This is a genomic window from Microbacterium sp. SSM24, assembly GCF_025989145.1.
Lineage (GTDB): Bacteria > Actinomycetota > Actinomycetes > Actinomycetales > Microbacteriaceae > Microbacterium.
The window spans coordinates 690,692-711,897 of sequence record NZ_JAPDNQ010000002.1; the positions used below are offsets into that span (position 1 = coordinate 690,692).

Genomic DNA, 21,206 nt, shown 5'->3' on the forward strand with positions numbered 1-21,206 from the left:
CGCTCCCCCGGTCAGACGCCTCCCAGCGATGCTCGGCGTACGATCGGGGCCATGCGGGACCGGACGTGGGACGAGAGCGCGCCGCGCTTCCGTCCGCCGCCCGGAGTGACGCTGTACGTTCCCGTCGTCGTCGCGCTGCTCATCCAGGTCCCCGGCACGATCGCCGTCTCGTGGTGGACCCGCGCGCCGATGCCCGCTGCGGCGATCAGCGTCGCGCTCGCCGCGGCATCCGCTCTCGCACTTCTCGCGGCGCGGCGCTGGCCCGGCCCGACCGTCGCGGTCGTGGCCGCGCTCACCACCGCCGACCTGCTGGTCGCGCCCGAGGCCGGACCGTCCGCCGTCGCGCTGGCGTTCGCGATCGTCGGCGCCGTCGTGCGCGGCGCCCGGGTCTGGGCTCTCGTCGCGGTCGGGGTCGGATGGGTCGTCGCGATCCTCGCCGCCGGCGCGTTGGGCATGTCGTGGCCGCCCTTCCGGATCGCGCTCGCCACTGTCGGACTCGCACTCTGCTTCGCGATCGGCGAGGGCGCCCGCGCGCGGCTGGTGCACGCCGCCGAACGTCGAGTCCAGTTGGCGGAGCGGCGGCGGACGGCCGAGCAGGAGGAGCGCACGCGCATCGCACGGGAGCTGCACGACGTGCTCGCGCACTCGCTCAGCCAGATCGCCGTGCAATCGGGCGTGGGGCTGCACCTGTTCGATCGCGAGCCCGAGCGCGCGCGAGAGGCCCTGACGAACATCCGGGCACTGAGCGCCACCGGCCTCGACGAGGTGCGCGGTGTGCTCTCCTTCCTCCGCGGCGACGAGAGCGGAGCCCCGGCGACCGCCCCGCTCACCCCGCAGCCGCAGCTGGCACAGCTCCCCGCGCTGGTCGAGGCGCGATCGGGCCTCGGCCTCGCGGTGACGCTCGAGGACCGCCTGGGCGGCGACGCGCCGTCCAGCGCCGTTCAGACCGCGGCGTATCGCATCGCGCAGGAAGCCCTCACCAACGTCGTGCGGCACTCCGCGGCATCCCGCGCGGTCGTGACGGTCGAGAGATCGGACGACGAGCTGGTCCTGACGGTCGTCGACGACGGGAGCGGGATCCGCCCCGACACCGTCGAGCGCGGCGGGCTGCGGGGCATGCGCGAGCGGGCGGAGCTCGCCGACGGCACCCTCGAGGTGGACGGCGCGGCTCGCGGCACGACCGTCGTCGCGCGCCTGCCGTGGCGGGTGGCGACGTGATCCGCGTCGCGCTGGCCGACGACCACCAGCTCGTGCGGGCGGGGTTCCGGGCACTGCTGGACTCGGAGCCCGACATCGAGGTGGTCGTGGAGGCCTCGGGCGGCCAGGAGCTCCTCGCACGCCTCCGCGAGACTCCTGTCGACGTCGCGCTCGTCGACATCCGCATGCCCGACGGCGACGGGCTGTGGGCGACGGAGCAGATCACATCCGACCCGGATCTCGCCGCAGTGCACGTCGTGATCGTGACCACGTTCGAGCTGGACGAGTACGTCTCACGGGCGATCCTCGCCGGCGCCGGCGGGTTCCTCGTGAAGGACACCGAGCCGGCCGACCTCATCCGCGCGGTGCGGGCCGTCGCCGACGGGGACGCCCTGCTCTCGCCGAGCGTCACCCGCCGTCTCCTCGATCGGGCGGCGACCGGACTCCGCGAGGCGCCCGACGCCGCATTGCTGGACGCGCTCACCGAGCGCGAGGCCGACGTGCTGCGCCTGGTCGCCGAAGGGCTCACCAACGACGAGATCGGCGCGCGCCTGCACGTGTCGCCGCTCACGGCCAAGACCCACGTGTCGCGCATCATGCAGAAGCTCCATGCCCGCGATCGTGTGCGGCTGGTCGTCCTGGCGTACGAGTCCGGCATCACGACCCCCGGCTGGCGCTGACCGCTGCGCCGGCATACTCCCCAGGGAGCACGCGAGATCACTCCTGCGGGCAGATCCGCGGATGCCGCTCCCGGCGTTGACTCGAGGCATCCGGTCGCCGCGCGGCGACCTCGACCGAGAGGCAGATCATGTCCGCAACGCTCGCCACCGCACTCGTGGCAACTCACTTCGCCGGCCCGTGGGGCTTCGGCTGGTGGTTCCTCATCCCGCTGTTCTGGATCCTCCTCTTCGTGGTGATCTTCGCGATCTTCGGGCGCCGCTGGCGCCGCGCGGCCGCCGAGAACGGGTATGGCCCGTACGGCCGCCGCAGTCCGGCCCGGCAGGCTGAGACGACGCTCGCGGAGCGCTTCGCGAAGGGAGACATCGACGAGACCGAGTACCGCGCCCGTCTGGAGGTCCTCCGGGCGAACGCCGCCGGCTGAGCCTGCCCTTTCGCAGGAGATCGCCGCTTCGCCGGGTATCGGCATCCCGATTCACCCGGCGAAGCGGCGAATCCCTGCGAACGGGCGCGAGATCAGCGCGTCGCGGGCGGATGCCGCGACCGTGGCCAGTAGCGCCGCGCAGTACACGACCGCGAGCACCAGCATGACGGCGAGCGCCGCCTCCCAGCCGCCGGTGATCTCGCGGAGCGCACCCATGAGCGGTGCGCCGAGCGCTCCGATCGCGTAGCCGCCGCCCTGGATGAGCGCCGACATCCCGGCTGCCTCGGCATCGCTGCGTGCGACCGCGACGAGCGCGGAGAAGATCACCACGAAGCCGCCTGCGTGACCGATCGCGCCGACGGCGAGCCACACCCACAGCAGCGCCGGAGCGAACACGAGACCAGCCGTGACGGTGAGCCACGACGCGCAGATCACGAGGGGCGTGACGATGCGCGGCGTGAAGCGCAGCATCACCGGCACGAGGAACGCCCCGAGGATGCCGACGCCTTGATAGATCGACGCCATCGCGCCCGCCGCCGACGCACCGAGCCCGAGCTCGTCGGCGGCGAACGTGGGCAGCCACGTCGACAGCGCATAGTAGATGAGGCATTGGAGACCGAACGCGGCGAGCAGAAGCCACACCACGGGTCTGCGGAGGAACGAGCGCTCGCGCGCGACGACGGGGAGCGGTCCGGTCAGGACCTCGGGGTCGACGTCCCTCGTACCGGATGCCGCGGTCGGCGCCGCGCCGGAGAACCGGTCGGCGCGAAGGCCCGCCGAGCGGGCGCGGCGAAGCTGCACACCCCATACCGCGATTCCCGCCACCGTGATCGCCGACCAGGTCAGCAGCGCCGCCGGCCAGCCGATCCATGCCGCCAGCGGAGCCGTCAGCAGCGACGTGAGCAGCGACCCCGCGTTGAGCATCGCGGCGTAGGCCGCCGTGACGAGCGCCACGCGGTCGGGTGGCACGTCGCGCCGGATGATCACGGGGATCACCACGTTGCCGATGGTGATGGATGCTCCGATCACGACCATGCCCGCGAGCATCCAGCCGAACCCTGGCAGCGCGCGGACGAACGTGCCCAGAAGCACGCCGCACAACGAGACGAGGAGCGCCAGTTCCGCGCCGGCACGGCGGATCACGAGCGCCGCGACCGGGGTCAGGAGCGCGAACATCAGCACCGGGGCCGTGGTGAGCAGACCCGCGGTGGCCGACCCGATGCCGAGATCGGACTCGATCTCGGCGAGCACCGGCGTCGGCGAGACGATCGGGCCGCGCAGGCTCAGCGCGGCGGTCATGACCCCCGCGATCACCAGCCAGGGAAGCGCCGATCTCGCAGTTCTGGCGGAGTCGGCGGGCACCGGTCGAGTCTACGGCGCGCCCCCGCGCCGACCCTGGGCAGCAAGGATGCCGGGAGCGAAGCTCAGCGCGAGCGCCGCGTCCATTCGCGCAGCCGCTCCAGCGGCCACGTCGTGACGATCCGCTCGGCGGGAACACCGATGCGCTCGGCGCGTTCCGCGCCGTGATCGATGAGCGACAGCTGCCCCGGCGCGTGGGCGTCGGAGTCGATCGAGAAGAGGCATCCGATCTGCAGGGCCATCGCCATGAGGTCGTCGGGGGGATCCTGCCGTTCGGGGCGCGAGTTGATCTCCACAGCGACGCCGTGCTCGGCGCAGGCCTCGAAGACCGCCCGGGCGTCGAACGTCGATTGCGGGCGTGTGCCGCGCGATCCTTCCACGAGGCGCCCGGTGACATGGCCCAGCACATCGACGTGAGGGTTGGATGCCGCCTTCACCAGCCGCCGGGTCATCGGCCCCCGCTCCATGCGCAGCTTCGAGTGAGCCGAGGCGACGACGATGTCGAGTTCGTCGAGGAGCTCCGGCTCCTGATCGAGCTCGCCGTGATCGAGGATGTCGACCTCGATCCCCGACAGCAGCGTGAACCCGTCGCCGCTCATCTTCGCGACGACGCCGAGCTGGGTGCGCAGACGTTCGGGAGACAAGCCGTTCGCGACCCGGAGCCGTGGCGAGTGATCGGTGAGCGCGAGGTACTCGTGCCCGAGCGCCCGCGCGGCATCGACCATCAGATCGATCGACGTGAGACCGTCCGACCATTCGCTGTGCGAGTGCAGGTCTCCGCGCAGCAGTCCGCGCAGATTCGAGGCCACCTGCACGCCGGCCCGCTCCCGCAGATCCGCGAGATAGCCGGGGACCTCCCCCGCGAGGGCCTCCTGGATGACGGCGAAGGTCGAGTCTCCGACGCCCTTCCGGCGGCGGAGGGATGCGGCATCCCGCAGCTGCTCGTCGGTCAGTCCTTCGATCGCATCTGCCGCAGCACGGAACGCCTTCGACTTGTAGCGTGACGATCGCTCGCGCTCGAGGAGGGTGGCGATCTCGGTGAGGGCGTCGTGCGGATTCATGCCCGACGCCCCGTGGCAGCCGCGCTCACGCGCCCGACGTCACCCCTGCGCGCCGGACGATGACCGGCACGCTCGCCAGGCGATGGATCGCCCAGCCGAAGAGGATCGCGAGCACGCCCATGCCCGCGGCGAACAGCGCCACCCCGTAGGCGACGATCGACGTGAACAGCGACGCGCGCAGGAACGAGGCCTGCATCACGGTCGCGCGCACCGGGTCGTCCTGCGGCAGCTCGGCGTAGGTCTTGCCACCGGATGCCTCGAGCGCGTGGTGGTTGATGATGTCGGCCTGCACGTAGGCGGTGACGGGCCCCGTGACCTGCTGGCCCTGGAAGGCCATGGCGTCATCGGGGATCGTGATGTTCTCGGCGGTGAGCTGCGACGTCACGCCGATCCAGGCGACGATGCCGACCACGATGAGCAGGACGCCGCCGATGATGCCGAGGATCCCGACGGCCTTCACCACCCCGACCTTCTTCGAGGGCGTTTCGATGACGTCGGCGGTGGTCTCGGTGACTTCCTGGCTCATGTCGTCCTCCTGGCACGTGGGCGGTTGTCGCCACGCTAGCGTCGCGACACGACCCCGCGGAAGCCCCCTCGCCGTGGATGATCCGACGTCAGGACGCGAGCTCGCGCGTGACCTCGACCCACCGATCGAGCGTCGTCGTCGCCGCGCCCGAATCGATCGCTTCGGCGGCGACGTCGCGCGCCTCGGCGAGGCGCTCGAGAATCGGCCGCTGCACCTGGGCCGCGTCCTGGAACAGTCGGTAGGCGACGAGACCGGCCGCCGCGTTGAGGAGCACGATGTCGCGCACCGGTCCCTCCTCGCCCGCGAGCACGCGACGGACCACCGCCGCGTTGTGCGCCGGATCACCGCCGAGCAGATCGTTGATGTCGGCGAGCGGGATGCCCAGATCGCGCGGATCGAGATCGTGCTCATGGATGTCGCCGCGGCTGACCTCCCAGAGCCTGCTGTGTCCGGTCGTCGTCAGCTCGTCGAGCCCGTCGTCGCCGCGGAACACGAGCGCGGTCGCGCCGCGCGTGCGGAAGACCCCGGTGATGAGCGGGACGCGGTCCAGGTGCGCCACACCCACCGCGTTCGCCTCGGCGCGCGCAGGGTTGCACAGGGGTCCGAGGAAGTTGAACACCGTGGGAACTCCGAGCTCGCTCCGCGTCGGACCGGCGTGTCGGAAGCCGGGATGGAACGCCGCGGCGAACGCGAACGTGATCCCCGCCTTCGGCAGCGCTGCGGCGACCGCCTCAGGGGGCAGTGTCAGGTCCACCCCGAGTGCCGCCAGGACGTCCGACGAACCCGACGACGAGCTCGCCGCCTTGTTCCCGTGCTTGACGACGGGGACTCCGGATGCCGCGGCCACCAGCGCCGACATGGTGGAGACGTTCACCGTGCCGAAGCGATCGCCGCCGGTCCCGACGATGTCGAGGACGGCCGGGTCCACGCGCAGCGGCAGTGCCGCCTCGAGGATCGCGTCGCGGAAGCCGACGATCTCGTCCACCGTCTCGCCCTTTGCCCGCAACGCGACGAGGAATCCTCCCAGCTGGGAGGGCGTCGCCGACCCCGACATGATCTGCCGCATCGCCCACGTCGACTCCGAGACGCTGAGATCGCGCCGCTCCAGCAGTGTTGTGAGGATGCCCGGCCAGGTGTACAGCTCCGCCATAACGCAGAAGCCTAGCCGCGGGCGGGAATCGGAACCGTTTCGTGACACGGCATCCCGCAACGGGCGGTTCTGCGTCTTCACCACGCGTTCACGGGAGACTCGCGGGTGATTCTTAGGCTTGCCTAAGTTCGAGTCGAGTCAAAGACATGCCTTCCGATGCGAAACTCGGGCCTCCGAATCGGCCATAATGGGGAGCGTGACGACCTCCTCAGCGACCTACGCGCAGGCCATGCGGTCCGTCAAGCGGCCGGATCCGGTCGCCGTCGGCACCATCGTGTGGCTGGGCAGCGAGGTGATGTTCTTCGCGGGCCTGTTCGCGATCTACTTCACCCTGCGCAGCACCTCCCCCGATCTCTGGGCGCAAGAGACGCAGCTGCTCAACATCCCCTACGCGACCGTGAACACGATCATCCTCGTGCTCTCGTCGGTCACGTGCCAGATGGGCGTGTTCGCGGCCGAGCGCTTCCAGCCCTACTCCACGCGCAAGCGCGGGTGGCTCGGCTGGGGCATGGTCGAGTGGTTCTGGCTCACCTTCGCGCTGGGCGCGATCTTCGTGTCGGGCCAGGTCTGGGAGTACGCGCAGCTCGTCGCCGAGGGAATGCCCATCAGCGCGAACTCGTACGCCTCCGCCTTCTACCTGACGACCGGCTTCCACGCCCTCCACGTCACGGGCGGCCTCATCGCGTTCCTCCTCGTGATCGGTCGCGCCTACGCCGTCAAGAACTTCGGGCGCAAAGAGATGACGTCCTCGATCGTCGTGTCGTACTACTGGCACTTCGTCGACGTCGTCTGGATCGCCCTGTTCCTCGTCATCTACTTCCTGAAATAAGAGCGGAGCTGATTCCCGACATGGCACGTGAGACCCCGCGCCGCTCGAAAGGCCGCCGTAGCCCCTGGGCCGCCGCAGCGCTCATCGGCATCGGCCTCCTGATCACCGGTGGCGTGTACGCCGGTGCAACCGCGGCTGTCGCCGCCACCAGCACCGAGTCGACGGTCGTCAGCGCCTCGACCGTCGAGGACGGCGAGAAGCTCTTCCAGGCGAACTGCGCCACCTGTCACGGCCTCGACGTGCAGGGCACCGACGACGGCCCGTCGCTCTACGGCGTCGGCGAGCTCGCGGTGCACTTCCAGATGAGCACCGGTCGCATGCCGCTGCAGATGCAGGGACCGCAGGCACCGCAGAAGCCCGCCCAGTTCACCGACGAGCAGATCGCGGCGATCGGCGCCTACATCCAGAGCATCGCGCCCGGGCCCACCTTCCCCGACCCCGAGGTTCTCGACGGCGAAGGCAACGCCGGCGAGGGCGGCGAGCTGTTCCGCATCAACTGCGCGATGTGCCACAACGTGGCCGGCGCCGGCGGTGCGCTCACCGAGGGCAAGTACGCTCCGGCGCTCTACCAGACCTCGCCCCTCAACATGTACGCGGCCATGGTCACGGGTCCGCAGAACATGCCGGTCTTCAACGACATGACGCTGACGACCGAGGAGAAGCGCGACATCATCAGCTACCTGCTCTTCCTGCAGGACACCACGTCGCCCGGTGGCTTCACCCTGGGCTCGCTCGGCCCCGTCTCCGAGGGCCTCTTCATCTGGATCTTCGGCATCGGTTCGCTGATCGCCGTCACCGTGTGGATCACGGCGAAATCCAACTGAACCCACTGACACGCAAGAACTGACGAGGAGCAGCATGGCACACGAGGACGACCCGCTCGAGCACGAGAGGGCTTCCTGGAAGCCCTCCCCCGGGCTCGCCGTGGCGGTCACCGACCCGGTGCAGCATCCGGAGCTCCCGCCGCATCGCGAGCGGATCACCGACCAGGACCCGGCCGCCATGCAGCGTGCCGTGCGAACGGTCTACACGCTCTTCTACGTCTCGGTCGCGGGCAGCATCTGGGCGGTCGCCGCCTACATGCTGTTCCCGATCGAGAGCGGCCGGATGATCGACATCCGCAACAACAACCTCTTCATCGGCCTCGGCATCGCCCTCGCCCTGCTCGCGATCGGCATCGGCGCGATCCACTGGTCCAAGGCGATCATGTCCGACAAGGAGTTCGTCGAGCCCCGGCACGCGACCCGCGGACGCGACACGACGCGCGAGGCGGCGATCCAGGCCTTCGCCGACGCGAACGAGGAGTCCGGCTTCGGGCGCCGCACGATGATCCGCAACTCGCTGATCGCGGCGATCGTCGCCTCGGTCGCCCCGGCCATCGTCCTCTTCCGCGGGCTCGCGCCCGAGAACACGCCGGATCACCCCAACGGGGGCGACCCGGTGTACCTCCTGAGCCACACCATGTGGAAGGAGGGCACGCGCCTGGCGCACGACCCGAGCGGCGAGCCGATCCGCGCCGCCGACGTCACCCTCGGCTCTGCCGTGCACGTGATCCCCGCAGACCTCGCCGACATCCCGCACAGCGACGGCTACCTCGAGCAGAAGGCCAAGGCCATCGTGCTCCTCATGCGCCTGCTCCCCGAGCAGCTGACCGAGGCGCCCGACAAGGCCGACTGGTCGTACGACGGCATCGTGGCGTACTCCAAGGTCTGCACGCACGTCGGCTGCCCGGTGGCCCTGTACGAGCAGCAGACGCACCACCTGCTCTGCCCCTGCCACCAGTCGCAGTTCGACGTCACGGATGCCGCGAAGGTCATCTTCGGGCCTGCCGCGCGTCCGCTGCCGCAGCTGCCGATCACCGTTGACGACGAGGGTTACCTGATCGCGCGCAGCGACTTCACCGAACCCGTCGGCCCGAGCTTCTGGGAGCGTCACTGACCATGACCACCACCCATCCCGTCGAGAACCTGACGCAGGAGCCGGCGTCGTATGCGGGGCCCGTGGCTCCCGCGCCCCGCGACAAGCCGCTCGGCGGTCGCTTCGTCGGCGCCGCGTCGAATTACATCGACGAGCGCACGAGCCTGTCCGGCTTCGTCAAGGAACTCGGTCGCAAGATCTTCCCCGACCACTGGTCCTTCATGCTCGGCGAGATCGCTCTGTGGAGCTTCGTCGTCGTGCTCCTCACGGGCACGTTCCTGACGTTCTTCTTCCAGGCGTCGATGGTCGAGACCCACTACCACGGTGCCTACCTCCCGATGCGCGGCATCGAGATGTCGGCGGCGATGGCCTCGACGCTCGAGATCTCGTTCGACCTGCGCGGTGGTCTGCTGGTGCGTCAGATGCACCACTGGGCGGCTCTCGTGTTCGTTGCGGGCATCGGCGTCCACATGCTGCGCGTCTTCTTCACCGGAGCGTTCCGCAAGCCGCGCGAACTCAACTGGGTGATCGGCTTCATCCTCTTCATCCTCGCGATGGGTGAGGGCTTCACCGGCTACTCGCTCCCCGACGACGTGCTCTCGGGCAACGGCCTGCGCATCATCGACGGCATGGTCAAGGGCATCCCGCTGATCGGCACCTGGACCTCGTTCCTGCTGTTCGGCGGCGAGTTCCCCGGCACCGCGATCGTCGGGCGCCTGTACTCCCTCCACATCCTGCTGCTCCCCGCGATCCTGGTGGGTCTGCTCGTCCTCCACCTCATGCTTATGGTGATCAACAAGCACACCCAGTTCGCCGGTGCCGGGCGCACCAACAGTGTCGTGGTCGGCTACCCGATGATGCCGGTCTACATGTCGAAGATGGGCGGGTTCCTGTTCATCACGTTCGGGTTCATCGCGCTCATCGCGGCCCTGTTCACGATCAACCCGATCTGGAACTACGGCCCGTACGACCCGTCACCGGTCTCGGCGGGCACGCAGCCTGACTGGTACATCGGCTTCGCGGACGGCGCGCTGCGCCTCATCCCGCCGGGCTGGGAGATCGTGTTCCTCGACCACACCTGGTCGTTCAACATCCTCGTTCCGCTCGTCGGCTTGGGCGTGTTCATCGTGCTCGTCCTGATCTACCCCTTCATCGAGGCGTGGGTCACGGGCGACAAGCGCGAGCACCACATCGCCGAGCGTCCCCGCAACGCCGCCACGCGCACGGCCATCGGCGCCGCCGGCGTGACCTTCTACGCGGTGCTGTGGGCGGCGGCAGCGTCGGACATCATCGCGACGCACTTCTGGCTCACGATGGAGGGCGTCATCCACACCCTCCAGGCGCTGCTGTTCGTCGGCCCGGTGATCGCCTACTTCGTCACCAAGCGCATGTGCATCGCGCTGCAGAAGAAGGACCGCGAGATCGCGCTCCACGGCTACGAGTCCGGTCGCATCGTCCGGCTGCCCGGCGGCGAGTACATCGAGGTCCACCAGCCCGTGGACGAGTACGAGCGCTACAAGCTCGTCGAGTTCGGCACCTACGAGCCCCTCGTGGTCCGTCCGAACTCCAAGGGCCGGATCCCGTGGCACGAGAACGTGCGCGCGGCGATCTCGCGCTGGTTCTTCGAGGACCGCCTCTCCCCCGTCACCCAGTCCGAGCTCGACGCGGCGCTGGCCCACCAGCACCACGCGCTCGATCACATCGCGACCGAGGAGGACGCCGAGCTGCAGGGTGCGCACGAGCGCGCCGGCGTTCCGGATGCTCCCCACAAGCCGATCGACGACGGTCGCAACTCCGAGACGGCCGTCCGCCCGTCGAACATCATCGTGCCCGAGGACGGCCAGAAGAAGCCCCGAAACCGCGAGAAGGAGGGCGGCCAGTAGGTCGCCACGCGGTTCGACCGGATGCCTCGGCACCAAGCCCCTCACGGGCGCGGCGCCGGGGCATCCGTCTTGTGGACTGCGAGGCGTGATGCAGCGCGAGCGGGAACGGCAGGAATGCGCTGAGGCGTGACCGACACCGCGACTGCCCGGGCTGCGACCACGCCGTAGCGTGGACGTCATGACCTCAGCATCGGACTACTTCGCCGCCAAGCTCTCGCTCGAGACCGACGCCTCCGACGTGTACGCAGCGCAGAAGGCGGGTGAGCGCTTCGTGCTCGTCGACGTCCGCAGCGATGAGGGATGGGCGCAGGGGCGCATCACGGGTGCGGTCCACATGCCGCACGCCGAGATCGCGGCGCGAGCGCCCGAAGAGCTCGACCCTTCCATCCCGGTCGTGGTGTATTGCTGGAGCCCCGGATGCAACGGCGGCGCGAAGGGAGCTCTCGCCTTCGCGAAGCTGGGCTACAGCGTCAAGGAGATGATCGGCGGCTACGAGTACTGGATCCGCGAGGGCCAGCCGATCGAGAACGACGAGGGCGCGCTCCCCCGCACGTTCGACGACCAGGTGATGGTCGTCCGCCAAGAGGTCGTGCGTGGCGGTTCCTGAGTGCCGCGCCGAAGGGGCGGCGTATCGAAGGACGACGACCAGGTGATGGTCGTCCGCCAAGAGGTCGTGCGTGGCGGCTGATGGTCGTCAGGCCGACTCGAGCCCCTCGGTGAAGCGTGCGGCTGCGGCGCCGTAGAACGACGTGTCAGGGCGCGCTGAGAAGCTCACCGCTTCGCCGACCTCGATGTCGCAGACCACCACCGTGACGTTATCCCGCGTGCCGGCCTCGAGCGCCCGTGCGACAGCATCCGCCGCGGCCTCGGACGCGCTGCGTCCGGTGACGGCCTCGGCGATGTCCTCGTGCGGCACGTAGTCGCTCAGTCCGTCGCTGCAGAGCACCCAGCGATCACCCGCACGGGCCTCGTGCTCAGCGACCATCACCCGATCGCGTTCGCCGCCGCTCAGCGACGCGGTGATGAGATTGCGGCGGGGATGGGATGCCGCATCCTGCGCCGTCACGAGGCCCCGGTCAACGAGCGCCTGCACATACGAGTCGTCACGGGTCTGCTGCGTCAGGACGCCGTCGCGCAGGAGATATGCGCGGGAGTCGCCGGTGTGGGCGAGGAGCAGGGTGTCGGTCTCGGAGACGAACACGCCGGTGAAGGTCGTCGCCATGCCGCTGAGCGACGGATCCCGCTCCACGTGCGCGCGCAGGTCCCAGTTCGCGTGGCGCACACTCACCGCCAGCGTCTCGGGATCGACGGTGCCGACGCGCCCCGCCGCCAGTCGATGCGCGAACGCCGCAGACGCCAGGTCACCCGCGGGGCCGCCTCCGACCCCGTCGGCGACCGCACCGCCCCAGGGCGCCGTGAACGCGGCATCCTGATTCACGGCGCGATGGACGCCGGTGTCGGAGACGGCAGCGGAGCGCAGCCGTACGCGCGAAGGCCTCAGCGGCACGATCAGCGCGCGAAGTACCCGCGGTAGTACTCGTACACCCAGCCGACGATCGCCACGACGAACACGCCCACGCCGATCGGCACCATCCAGGCGCCGACCGCGAGGCCGATCATCGCCAGTGCCGCGGAGAACGCGAGCACGATGGGCCACCACGACCACGGGCTGAACTCGCCCAGTTCGGGGTCGCCGTCGTCGATGTCGGAGGTCAGGACGTCTTCGGGAAGCTCGCCGCCCTGCGCCTTGTGCACGCGGCCGATGTAAAACGCGATGAGGGCGCCCATGAGCGCGGTGAACAGCAGCGCGACGCTGCCGACCCACTCGATCGCGTTCACGACCGGCAGCTGCGGGTGCGCGAGGATGTTCCAGGTCGTGTACACGACCGCCATCAGCACGAAGAACGCGCTGAGGAGCCACCAGAGTCCGGTGTTGGTGCGCACTTACTTCACCTCTCCCTCGGCGAGGTCGACGACCGGGGCTTCGGGTGCATCCTTCGCAGGACCGACGCCGACGGGGATCCCCGCCTCGGGGTGGTTGAGGTCGAACGCCGGACGCTCGCTGCGGATGCGCGGGATCGACGTGAAGTTGTGCCGGGGCGGGGGGCACGAAGTCGCCCACTCGAGCGACGCGCCGTAGCCCCACGGGTCGTTCACCGTCACGCGAGGCGCCTTGCGGGCGGTGATCCACACGTTGAAGAGGAACGGGATCATGGATGCGCCGAGGAGGATCGCACCCACCGTGGAGACCTGGTTCTGCCACGTCCAGCCATCAGCAGCCGAGTAGTCGGCGTAGCGGCGGACCATGCCGTCGACACCCAGCCAGTGCTGGATGAGGAAGGTCATGTGGAAGCCGATGAACAGCATCCAGAAATGCACGATGCCCAGACGCTCGTTGAGCATCTTGCCCGTCCACTTCGGCCACCAGAAGTAGAAGCCGGAGAACATCGCGAACACCACCGTGCCGAACACCACGTAGTGGAAGTGGGCGACGACGAAGTACGAGTCGGACAGCGCGAAGTCCAGCGGCGGCGATGCGAGGATCACGCCGGTCAGACCACCGAACACGAACGACACGAGGAAGCCGAGCGCGAAGACCATCGGGGTCTCGAACGTCACCGAGCCGCGCCACATCGTGCCGATCCAGTTGAAGATCTTCACGCCCGTCGGCACGGCGATGAGCATCGTCATCACGGCGAAGAACGGCAGGAGCACGGCACCCGTCACGTACATGTGGTGAGCCCACACGGCCACCGACAGCGCGGCGATCGCGATCGTCGCGTAGACCAGCGTCTTGTACCCGAAGATCGGCTTGCGGCTGAAGACCGGGAGCACCTCGGAGATGATGCCGAAGAACGGCAGCGCGATGATGTACACCTCTGGGTGCCCGAAGAACCAGAACAGGTGCTGCCACAGCAGCACACCGCCGTTGGCCGGGTCGTAGATGTGAGCGCCGAGCACGCGGTCCGCCGCGGCGGCGAGGATGGCGGCGGCGAGGATCGGGAACGCCATCAGGATCAGGATGCTGGTGACCAGCGTGTTCCACGAGAAGATCGGCATGCGCCACATGGTCATGCCCGGCGCACGCATCGTGATGATCGTGGTGATGAAGTTCACCGCGCCGAGGATCGTTCCGAAACCGCTCATGCCGAGGCCGAGCATCCAGAGGTTTCCTCCGACACCTGGCGAGAAGGTCGCATTCGCGAGCGGCTGATAGGCGAACCAGCCGAATGCGGCGGCACCCTGCGGGGTCAGGAAGCCCGCGACGGCGATGGTCGAACCGAAGAGGAACAGCCAGAAGGCGAAGGCGTTCAGACGCGGGAAGGCGACGTCGGGCGCGCCGATCTGCAGCGGCAGGATCGCGTTCGCGAAGCCCGCGAACAGCGGTGTCGCGAACATCAGCAGCATGATCGTGCCGTGCATCGTGAACAGCTGGTTGTACTGCTCCTTGGTCGGGATGAGCTGCATCCCGGGCTCGAAGAGCTCGGCGCGGATGATCAGCGCCATGACTCCACCGAGGAGGAAGAAGATCACCGACGAGATGAGGTACAGGTAGCCGATCGTCTTGTGGTCGGTCGAGGTGACCCACTTGACGATGATGTTGCCCTTCTGCTCGACGCGCGAAGCGCTGAGCAGAGCTGCCTGGCGAGGCGGCAGGGTGGTCGGGCGACCCTGCGTCTTCTCCTGAAGCGGAAGCGTCGTCGCCATGATCAGTTGTCTCCCTCTTCGTCTTCAGGCGTACCGCCGGTGCCGGGCAGATTCTGCAGCCGGTCGTACTCGTCGTTGATGTCGCCCGTCTGACCGGCCTCGCGGAGGGTGTCGAGGTACTCCTCGTACTCCGACGCGCTCACGACCTTGACGTTGAACAGCATCATCGAGTGGTACTCGCCGCAGAGCTCGGCGCACTTGCCGGCGTACTCGCCCTCACGGGTCGGGGTGAAGGACCAGTAGTTGTCCCGCCCGATGTACATGTCTTTCTTGTACAGGAAGTCGATGATCCAGAACGAGTGGATCACGTCGCGCGACTGGAGCTTGATCTTCACCGTCTGGTCGACCGGGAGCACCAGCGTGGGCAGCTCGCTCGTGATGTTGCCCTCGTCGTCGGTCTGCGCCTGGACACCCATCGTCCAGACCGTCTCGTCGTCGGACGCGCCGTCGTACTGGAAGTCCCAGGACCACTGCTTGCCGATCGCGACGATCGACACATCCGGGTCTTCCGTCTGCGTCTCGAGCGTCGTCTGGTCGCGCGCGGTGAAGGCGAAGAATCCGATCACCAGGATGAGGGGGACGATCGTGTAGAAGATCTCGATCGGCATGTTGTAGCGCAGCTGCACCGGCAGGCCGACCTGGCCCTTGCGGCGACGGTAGGCGATCGCCGCCCAGCCCATCAGGCCCCACGTGATCACGCCGACGGCGAGGAGCACGATCCACGAGTTGACCCACAGACCGGCGACCATGTCGGTGTGGTTCGTGGCGGGCGTGCCGTCTTCGACGAAGCCCGGGAGGAAGCCGTGCAGCTCGGTCGGGGTGCACCCGGCGAGTACTGCGGCCGTAGCGATCCCGACGGGAAGGACGGCCCAGCGGATTCGACGTTTCGAGGGCACAATGCACCTTTCCGGGTCGTGAGAAGAACTCTTGCCAGTCTAGGGCAAGCATCCAGGCGATTCAGGCCAACCGCCCAGCTTCCAACGAGTCCGCATCGGGGAAAAACCGCAGGCCCGGGCACTCCGAGGAGTGCACCGGGCCCGGTGGAAATCGGTTCGGATCAGTGGAAGCTGTCGCCGCATGCGCAGCTGCCGGCCGCGTTCGGGTTGTCGATCGTGAAGCCCTGCTCCGAGATCGTGTCCTTGAAGTCGATGGTGGCGCCGTCGAGGTAAGGAACGCTCATGTCGTCGATGATCACCTCGACGCCGTCGAAGTCGACGGCTTTGTCGCCGTCGAGGTACCGCTCGTCGAAGTAGAGCTGGTAGATCAGGCCGCTGCATCCGCCGGGCTGGACGGCCACGCGAAGGCGCAGATCGTCACGACCCTCCTGCGTGAGAAGGCTCTTCACCTTGAGCGATGCGGCATCGGTCAGCAGGACGCCGTGCTCGCGAACGGGCTGGTCGGTCGACAGTGCGGTGTCGGTCATGGCACTCCTCCGGACGGGCCGCGATCGCGGCGGGATGCTGCGATTCTACCCGGGTTCGCCGGGAACCGGCTCCGAGCGGGGCGTGTCCCCGCCCCGCTCGGGTGCGGCCCGGCTACTCCCCCGCGCCGCGGCGGTCGAGCTTCTCGAGAAGGAGCGCCTCCGAGAGCACCGCGTTGCGGAAGGTGTCGAGGTGCAGCGACTCGTTCGGGCTGTGCGCGCGAGCGTGCGGGTCCTCGACCCCGGTCACGAGGATCTGTGCGCCGGGGAACTCCCGCACCAGGTCGGCGATGAACGGAATGGAGCCGCCGACGCCGATGTCGACCGACTCGACGCCATAGCCCTCGTGCAGCGCCTCGCGGGCGGCCGCGACGGCCCAGCCGGACGTGTCGACGAGGAAGGCGTCGCCGAAGTCCTGGTCGCTGAACGTCAGCTCGGCGCCGAACGGCGCGTGCGCGCGCAGATGCGTCTCGATCGCCTCGTACGCGTCACGAGCGCGCTGCCCCGGCGCGACGCGGGCGCTGATCACGAGCGAGATCTCGGGGCTCAGCGTGTTGGAGGCGTTCACGACGCTCGGAGCGTCGATGCCGGTCACCGTGATCGAGGGCTTGTTCCAGATGCGGCTCAGGATCGTCCCGTGCCCGATCGGCGACACGCCTGCCGGAAGGCCCGCCTCGTCGCGCAGCGTCTCCTCGCTGTACGACGGAGTGTCGGCATCCCGCTCGGTCAGGCCCTCGACCGCGACCGCGCCATCGTCATCCCACAGCGTGGCGAGGAGCTTCACGGTCGCCATCATCGCGTCGGGCACCGCTCCGCCGAACATGCCGGAGTGCGAGGCGTGCTCGAGGGTCTTCACCCGCACCGTGAAGCGGGTGTTCCCCCGCAGCGACACGGTGAGAGCCGGAGTCTTCGCGTCCCAGTTTCCCGAGTCGGCCACCACGATCACGTCGGCGCGCAGCGCATCGGCGTTGTCGGACAGGAACTGCGCGAACGACTTCGAACCCGCCTCCTCCTCACCCTCGAAGAAGAGTGCGACGCCGAGGTCGAAGTCGTCGCCGACGGCCTCCTTCAGCGCACGAAGCGCGGCGACGTGCGCCATGACGCCCGCCTTGTCGTCGGCGGCACCGCGGCCGTACAGGCGACCCCCGCGGAGGGTGGGCTCGAACGGGGGCGACTCCCACAGGGACTCATCGCCGACTGGCTGCACGTCGTGGTGCGCGTAGAGCAGGATCGTCGGCCGGCCGTTGCGAGCGGCGCGGGTCGCGAGCACGGCGGGCTGGCCCTGGTCGCTCGTGCCCGGGATCGCGGCGCGGCGGATCTCGACGGTCTCGAACAGTCCCGTGCCGCGAACGAGTTCCGCGACGGCCTCGGCGCTGCGCTGCACCGGCTCTTCGTCGAACCCGGGAAACGCGACCGACGGGATGCGCACGAGCGCGCCCAGGTCGGCGAGAGCGGAGGGGATGCCGGAGGCTGCGGCTTCGCGCACAGCATCCTGTCGGGAGAGGTCAGTGGTCATGCGGGTAATCTTAAGCGCACCCCATCTCCCGCACTCCGAGGATCATCGTGGCCAAGAACTCCGCAGCACCCGCGTCGAGCGACGCACCCTCCGAGGGGACCACGCTCAACGGCGTCCCGGTCCCGGGCGGAAAGGGCCGCGCGACGCCGAGCCGCGCCGAGCAGGAGGCCGCTCGCAAGCGACCCCTCGTGCCCGACACGAAGGAGGCCAAGGCGCGTCAGCGCGCCGACCTGCAGACGCAGCGCGAGAAGGCGCGCGTCGGCATGGCCGCCGGTGATCCCAAGTACCTCCCGGCGCGCGACCAGGGGCCGCAGCGCAAGTTCGTACGCGACTACGTGGACGGGGGCTGGCACCTCGGAGAAGCCGTCATGCCCGCCATGGTGGTCGTGATCCTCGCGACGTTCATCCCGATGCGCGAGGTGCAGTTCTACTCGTTCGTCGCCCTCTGGATCTTCATCTTCTTCGTCATCGGCGACATGATCCTGACGTCGATCATGGTCAAGCGTGCGGTGAAGGCGAAGTTCGGGGCGGACAAGATCGAGAAGGGGCTCGGCTGGTATGCGGCGATGCGCACCGTGCAGATGCGCTTCCTCCGCCTTCCCAAGCCGCAGGTCAAGCGCGGTCAGCGCCCGTCCTGAGCCGCCAGACCCCGGTTGATCTGCCGCGCCCACAGCGGACCTCGGTAGAGGAACGCCGTGTAGCCCTGCACGAGGGCGGCTCCGGCATCCAACCGCTCCTTCACGTCGTGAGCGGTCTCGACGCCCCCGACGGAGATCACGCAGAAGTCGGCCGGCACCGCCGCACGCACGAGGCGGAGCACTTCGAGGGCGCGCTCCTTCAGCGGCGCGCCCGACAGCCCACCGGCTCCCGCGGCGGCGACGACCGCCGGATCGGTCGCGAGTCCGTCGCGCGAGATCGTCGTGTTGGTGGCGATGAGTCCGGAGAGCCCCAGGTCGACCGCGAGCCGGGCGACCGCCGTGACCTCGTCGTCGGGCAGGTCGGGGGCGATCTTCACCAGAAGGGGGGTCGCTCCGCCGGCATCGCGCACGGCCTCGAGGAGCGGGCGCAGCGTTTCGACGGCCTGAAGCCCGCGGAGCCCCGGGGTGTTCGGCGATGACACGTTGACGACCAGGTAGTCCGCGACCGGTGCGAGCAGCGCCGCACTGCGGACGTAGTCGGCCGTCGCGTTCTCGACATCGACCACGCGGCTCTTGCCGATGTTGACGCCGAGCACTCCGCGCCGGCGGCGCCGCCGGAGCTTCGCGAGGCGATGCGCGGCGGCCTCGGCACCTTCGTTGTTGAACCCCATGCGATTGACGACGGCGCGATCGGGGATGAGACGGAACAGGCGTGGGCGGGGGTTGCCCTCCTGCGGGATCGCGGTGAGCGTGCCGACCTCGACATGCCCGAATCCGAGGGCGAACAGCCCGGCGGCGCCCTTGACGTCCTTGTCGAAGCCCGCCGCCACGCCGAACGGCGAATCGAAGCGCAGCCCCAGCGCGGTCACCGCCAGCCGGGGGTCGGGACGCGTGAAGGCACGGACGGCCCCCGCGAGGAACGGGATGCCGAAGGCGCGGATCACGATCATCGCGGCATGGTGCGCAGTCTCGGGATCCATGCGCGACAGCACGGTCCGGAAGAGGAGGGGATACATCGATTCCAGGCTAGCCGGTCGCCCTGCGGCGGCACGACGCGATGTCAGTCGGCGGATGCCTCTGCCGGCGTCGGCCGCTGGTGATCGGCGCGCAGCTGGTCGATCGCGGACTCGAAGTCCTCGAGGGAGTCGAACGCCTGGTAGACGCTCGCGAAGCGCAGATAGGCGACCTCGTCGAGATCGCGCAGCGGGCCGAGGATCGCGAGACCGATCTCGTTGGTGTCGAGCTGCGAGGCGCCGGTCTGACGCACCGTCTCTTCGACGGTCTGCGCCAGCACCGCGAGGTCGGCCTCGGTCACGGGTCGTCCCTGGCAGGCCTTGCGCACGCCCGACATGACCTTCTCGCGGCTGAACGGCTCGATGACGCCCGAGCGCTTGATGACATTGAGGCTCGCGGTCTCCACGGTCGTGAAGCGGCCGCCGCACTCGGGGCACTGACGACGACGGCGGATGCTGAGACCGTCGTCGCTGGTGCGCGAATCGATGACGCGGGAGTCGGAATGACGGCAGAACGGACAGTGCATGGCAGAGACAGACTACGCCTCGTCCTCATCGACGGGCTCCTGAGCCTGTCGATCGGCGAAGCGTGCGACGACGGCCTCGCCGTGGGCTGGCAGGGCCTCCGCGTCGGCGAGGGTCACGATGGCGTCGCTCACCTGGGCCAGCGCGGCCCGGTCGTATTCGATCACCTGCTGCGGTCGAAGGAACGTGGCTGCCGACAGCCCCGCCGAGTACCGCGCCTGACCGCCGGTCGGCAGCACGTGGTTGCTGCCGGCGAGGTAGTCGCCGAGGCTCACGGGCGAGTCCGGTCCGACGAACACCGCTCCGGCGTGGACGAAGTCCTCCGGGCGCGGATCGAGCAGGTGCAGCTCGAGGTGCTCAGGCGCATAGGCGTTGCTGAACGCGGTCGCGGTCGCGAGGTCGTCGACCAGCACGATGGCGGACTGCTGCCCTGCCAGCGCGGCGGCCACGCGCCGTGCGTGCCGGGTGGCCGTCGCGCGCGACACGATATCCGCGGCCACCGCGCGGGCGAGCGCCTCGGATGCCGTCACGAGGACCGCGGAGGCCTGCTCATCGTGCTCCGCCTGGCTGATGAGGTCGGCGGAGACCAGGCGCGGATCGGCGCTGTCGTCGGCGACGATGAGGATCTCGGTGGCACCGGCCTCGGCATCCGTCCCGACCAGGCCCGCCACTGCGCGTTTCGCCGCGGCCACGAAGTTGTTGCCGGGGCCTGTGACGACGTCCACCGGCTCGAGGTCGAGCGTCGCGACCCCGTGCGCGAGCGCCCCGATCGCGCCGGCGCCGCCCATCGCGTACACCTCGTCGACGCCCAGCAGCCGGGCGGCCGCGAGGATCACCGGATGCACGCGTCCGCCGTGATCGCGCTGAGGCGGTGACGCGAGGGCGATCTCGGACACGCCGGCCACCTGGGCAGGGACCACGTTCATGACCACGCTCGACGGATAGACCGCCTTGCCGCCGGGTACATAGAGTCCGACTCGGCGGACCGGCTGCCAACGCTGCGTCACCCGCGCACCCGGCCCCAGCACGGTGGTGATCGGACCCGGGACCTGGGCTGCCGATGCCTCGCGCACCCGCGTGATCGCCTCTTCGAGCGCGGCACGCACAGCCGGGTCGAGTGCGGCGACGGCCTCATCGAGGTGAGCGGACGGAACCCGGATGTCGTGACCGGCGACGCCGTCGAACTGCTCGGCCTGGTCGCGGAGCGCCGTCTCGCCGCGCGTGGCGACATCGGCCACGATGCGCGCGGCGGTCGCCAGGGCCTCCTCGCGGGCCGCGGCTGCCCGTGGAACGGTCGCGAGCAGGTCGGCGGGAGTGAGCGCGCGTCCGCGCAGATCGATCGTGCGGAGCATCCTTCTACGC

General features: G+C 69.3%; 22 protein-coding genes. 9 read left to right on the plus strand and 13 right to left on the minus strand.

The genetic code is table 11. From position 1 onward, the window contains the following. The first annotated feature begins 51 nt into the window (after positions 1–51). From OL358_RS15235 to OL358_RS15245, 3 genes are all read left to right on the plus strand, one after another. On the plus strand, positions 52–1,218 hold the full coding sequence (locus tag OL358_RS15235; RefSeq protein WP_264710903.1) for a sensor histidine kinase: 1,167 nt from the start codon (positions 52–54) through the stop codon (positions 1,216–1,218). Next, positions 1,215–1,877, plus strand: coding sequence for a response regulator transcription factor (locus OL358_RS15240; RefSeq protein ID WP_264710904.1), 663 nt, complete (start codon positions 1,215–1,217; stop codon positions 1,875–1,877). The genes OL358_RS15235 and OL358_RS15240 overlap by 4 nt, the downstream gene beginning before the upstream one ends. 128 nt (positions 1,878–2,005) lie before the next feature. Continuing rightward, positions 2,006–2,299 (plus strand): SHOCT domain-containing protein, encoded by a 294-nt coding sequence (locus OL358_RS15245; protein ID WP_264710905.1) that lies wholly within the window; start codon positions 2,006–2,008, stop codon positions 2,297–2,299. A 51-nt stretch (positions 2,300–2,350) separates the two neighbouring features. Here OL358_RS15245 and OL358_RS15250 read toward each other — a convergent pair whose 3' ends face one another. From OL358_RS15250 to trpD, 4 genes are all read right to left on the minus strand, one after another. After that, the gene (locus OL358_RS15250; RefSeq protein WP_264710906.1) at positions 2,351–3,661 is read right to left on the minus strand and encodes a CynX/NimT family MFS transporter; all 1,311 of its coding nucleotides are present in this window, start codon (positions 3,659–3,661) and stop codon (positions 2,351–2,353) included. Between the two features lie 62 nt (positions 3,662–3,723). Next, the gene (locus tag OL358_RS15255; RefSeq protein WP_264710907.1) at positions 3,724–4,719 is read right to left on the minus strand and encodes a PHP domain-containing protein; all 996 of its coding nucleotides are present in this window, start codon (positions 4,717–4,719) and stop codon (positions 3,724–3,726) included. 25 nt (positions 4,720–4,744) lie between these two features. Beyond that, positions 4,745–5,245, minus strand: a complete 501-nt coding sequence (locus OL358_RS15260) for an aromatic ring-opening dioxygenase LigA (protein WP_264710908.1) — start codon at positions 5,243–5,245, stop codon at positions 4,745–4,747. Positions 5,246–5,333: 88 nt separating this feature from the next. Beyond that, positions 5,334–6,395, minus strand: coding sequence for an anthranilate phosphoribosyltransferase (gene trpD / locus OL358_RS15265; RefSeq protein WP_264710909.1), 1,062 nt, complete (start codon positions 6,393–6,395; stop codon positions 5,334–5,336). A 187-nt stretch (positions 6,396–6,582) separates the two neighbouring features. On the opposite strand from trpD, the gene OL358_RS15270 reads away from it, so the two are divergent. The 5 genes from OL358_RS15270 (at position 6,583) to OL358_RS15290 (ending at position 11,631) form a co-directional block, all read left to right on the plus strand. Further along, a complete protein-coding gene (locus tag OL358_RS15270) occupies positions 6,583–7,224 on the plus strand; it encodes a heme-copper oxidase subunit III (RefSeq protein WP_056119492.1) in 642 nt (213 codons plus the stop codon). A gap of 20 nt (positions 7,225–7,244) precedes the next feature. Beyond that, entirely contained in the window at positions 7,245–8,048 is an 804-nt protein-coding gene (locus OL358_RS15275; RefSeq protein WP_264710910.1) for a cytochrome c, read from the plus strand. 34 nt (positions 8,049–8,082) lie between these two features. Further along, complete coding sequence (locus tag OL358_RS15280; RefSeq protein ID WP_264710911.1) at positions 8,083–9,162, plus strand: ubiquinol-cytochrome c reductase iron-sulfur subunit; 1,080 nt, start codon at positions 8,083–8,085, stop codon at positions 9,160–9,162. Between the two features lie 2 nt (positions 9,163–9,164). Further along, on the plus strand, positions 9,165–11,024 hold the full coding sequence (locus tag OL358_RS15285; RefSeq protein WP_264710912.1) for a cytochrome b: 1,860 nt from the start codon (positions 9,165–9,167) through the stop codon (positions 11,022–11,024). Positions 11,025–11,202: 178 nt separating this feature from the next. Next, positions 11,203–11,631, plus strand: a complete 429-nt coding sequence (locus OL358_RS15290; protein ID WP_264710913.1) for a rhodanese-like domain-containing protein — start codon at positions 11,203–11,205, stop codon at positions 11,629–11,631. A gap of 87 nt (positions 11,632–11,718) precedes the next feature. On the opposite strand, the gene OL358_RS15295 is transcribed toward OL358_RS15290, so the two are convergent. The 6 genes from OL358_RS15295 to OL358_RS15320 all read right to left on the minus strand — a co-directional run bounded on the left by OL358_RS15295 (position 11,719) and on the right by OL358_RS15320 (position 17,668). Beyond that, positions 11,719–12,531 carry a PP2C family protein-serine/threonine phosphatase gene (locus OL358_RS15295; protein WP_264710914.1) on the minus strand — a complete coding sequence of 271 codons (813 nt, stop codon included), beginning with the start codon at positions 12,529–12,531 and terminating at the stop codon, positions 11,719–11,721. A gap of 2 nt (positions 12,532–12,533) precedes the next feature. Continuing rightward, a complete protein-coding gene (locus OL358_RS15300; protein WP_264710915.1) occupies positions 12,534–12,968 on the minus strand; it encodes a cytochrome c oxidase subunit 4 in 435 nt (144 codons plus the stop codon). Continuing rightward, positions 12,969–14,732, minus strand: coding sequence for a cytochrome c oxidase subunit I (gene ctaD, locus OL358_RS15305; protein ID WP_264710916.1), 1,764 nt, complete (start codon positions 14,730–14,732; stop codon positions 12,969–12,971). A gap of 2 nt (positions 14,733–14,734) precedes the next feature. Then, positions 14,735–15,628, minus strand: coding sequence for a cytochrome c oxidase subunit II (gene coxB, locus OL358_RS15310; protein WP_264710917.1), 894 nt, complete (start codon positions 15,626–15,628; stop codon positions 14,735–14,737). A 161-nt stretch (positions 15,629–15,789) separates the two neighbouring features. Then, on the minus strand, positions 15,790–16,155 hold the full coding sequence (locus OL358_RS15315) for a HesB/IscA family protein (protein WP_264710918.1): 366 nt from the start codon (positions 16,153–16,155) through the stop codon (positions 15,790–15,792). 112 nt (positions 16,156–16,267) lie between these two features. After that, positions 16,268–17,668: a dipeptidase gene (locus tag OL358_RS15320; RefSeq protein WP_264710919.1), complete on the minus strand. Its 1,401-nt coding sequence runs from the start codon at positions 17,666–17,668 to the stop codon at positions 16,268–16,270. A gap of 47 nt (positions 17,669–17,715) precedes the next feature. Between OL358_RS15320 and OL358_RS15325 the strand changes: the two genes are divergently transcribed. Then, entirely contained in the window at positions 17,716–18,306 is a 591-nt protein-coding gene (locus OL358_RS15325) for a DUF3043 domain-containing protein (protein ID WP_264710920.1), read from the plus strand. Here OL358_RS15325 and OL358_RS15330 read toward each other — a convergent pair. Genes OL358_RS15330 through hisD form a run of 3 tightly spaced genes read right to left on the minus strand, consistent with a single transcriptional unit; the run spans position 18,291 to position 21,196 of the window. Beyond that, positions 18,291–19,322: a quinone-dependent dihydroorotate dehydrogenase gene (locus tag OL358_RS15330; RefSeq protein WP_264710921.1), complete on the minus strand. Its 1,032-nt coding sequence runs from the start codon at positions 19,320–19,322 to the stop codon at positions 18,291–18,293. The two genes, OL358_RS15325 and OL358_RS15330, sit on opposite strands and share 16 nt — an antisense overlap. Before the next feature lie 44 nt (positions 19,323–19,366). After that, on the minus strand, positions 19,367–19,846 hold the full coding sequence (gene nrdR, locus OL358_RS15335; RefSeq protein WP_264710922.1) for a transcriptional regulator NrdR: 480 nt from the start codon (positions 19,844–19,846) through the stop codon (positions 19,367–19,369). Between the two features lie 12 nt (positions 19,847–19,858). Continuing rightward, the gene (hisD, locus tag OL358_RS15340; RefSeq protein WP_264710923.1) at positions 19,859–21,196 is read right to left on the minus strand and encodes a histidinol dehydrogenase; all 1,338 of its coding nucleotides are present in this window, start codon (positions 21,194–21,196) and stop codon (positions 19,859–19,861) included. Positions 21,197–21,206: the final 10 nt, after the last annotated feature.

Bases quoted from the DNA above. Each gene is read 5' to 3' on its own strand.
- OL358_RS15245 (WP_264710905.1), top strand. From the start codon at position 2,006: ATGTCCGCAACGCTCGCCACCGCACTCGTGGCAACTCACTTCGCCGGC.
- OL358_RS15255 (WP_264710907.1), bottom strand. From the start codon at position 4,719: ATGAATCCGCACGACGCCCTCACCGAGATCGCCACCCTCCTCGAGCGC.
- trpD (WP_264710909.1), bottom strand. From the start codon at position 6,395: ATGGCGGAGCTGTACACCTGGCCGGGCATCCTCACAACACTGCTGGAG.
- OL358_RS15330 (WP_264710921.1), bottom strand. From the start codon at position 19,322: ATGTATCCCCTCCTCTTCCGGACCGTGCTGTCGCGCATGGATCCCGAG.
- OL358_RS15275 (WP_264710910.1), top strand. From the start codon at position 7,245: ATGGCACGTGAGACCCCGCGCCGCTCGAAAGGCCGCCGTAGCCCCTGG.
- OL358_RS15260 (WP_264710908.1), bottom strand. From the start codon at position 5,245: ATGAGCCAGGAAGTCACCGAGACCACCGCCGACGTCATCGAAACGCCC.
- OL358_RS15280 (WP_264710911.1), top strand. From the start codon at position 8,083: ATGGCACACGAGGACGACCCGCTCGAGCACGAGAGGGCTTCCTGGAAG.
- OL358_RS15235 (WP_264710903.1), top strand. From the start codon at position 52: ATGCGGGACCGGACGTGGGACGAGAGCGCGCCGCGCTTCCGTCCGCCG.
- OL358_RS15315 (WP_264710918.1), bottom strand. From the start codon at position 16,155: ATGACCGACACCGCACTGTCGACCGACCAGCCCGTTCGCGAGCACGGC.
- OL358_RS15285 (WP_264710912.1), top strand. From the start codon at position 9,165: ATGACCACCACCCATCCCGTCGAGAACCTGACGCAGGAGCCGGCGTCG.
- OL358_RS15270 (WP_056119492.1), top strand. From the start codon at position 6,583: ATGGGGAGCGTGACGACCTCCTCAGCGACCTACGCGCAGGCCATGCGG.
- ctaD (WP_264710916.1), bottom strand. From the start codon at position 14,732: ATGGCGACGACGCTTCCGCTTCAGGAGAAGACGCAGGGTCGCCCGACC.
- OL358_RS15290 (WP_264710913.1), top strand. From the start codon at position 11,203: ATGACCTCAGCATCGGACTACTTCGCCGCCAAGCTCTCGCTCGAGACC.
- hisD (WP_264710923.1), bottom strand. From the start codon at position 21,196: ATGCTCCGCACGATCGATCTGCGCGGACGCGCGCTCACTCCCGCCGAC.
- OL358_RS15320 (WP_264710919.1), bottom strand. From the start codon at position 17,668: ATGACCACTGACCTCTCCCGACAGGATGCTGTGCGCGAAGCCGCAGCC.
- nrdR (WP_264710922.1), bottom strand. From the start codon at position 19,846: ATGCACTGTCCGTTCTGCCGTCATTCCGACTCCCGCGTCATCGATTCG.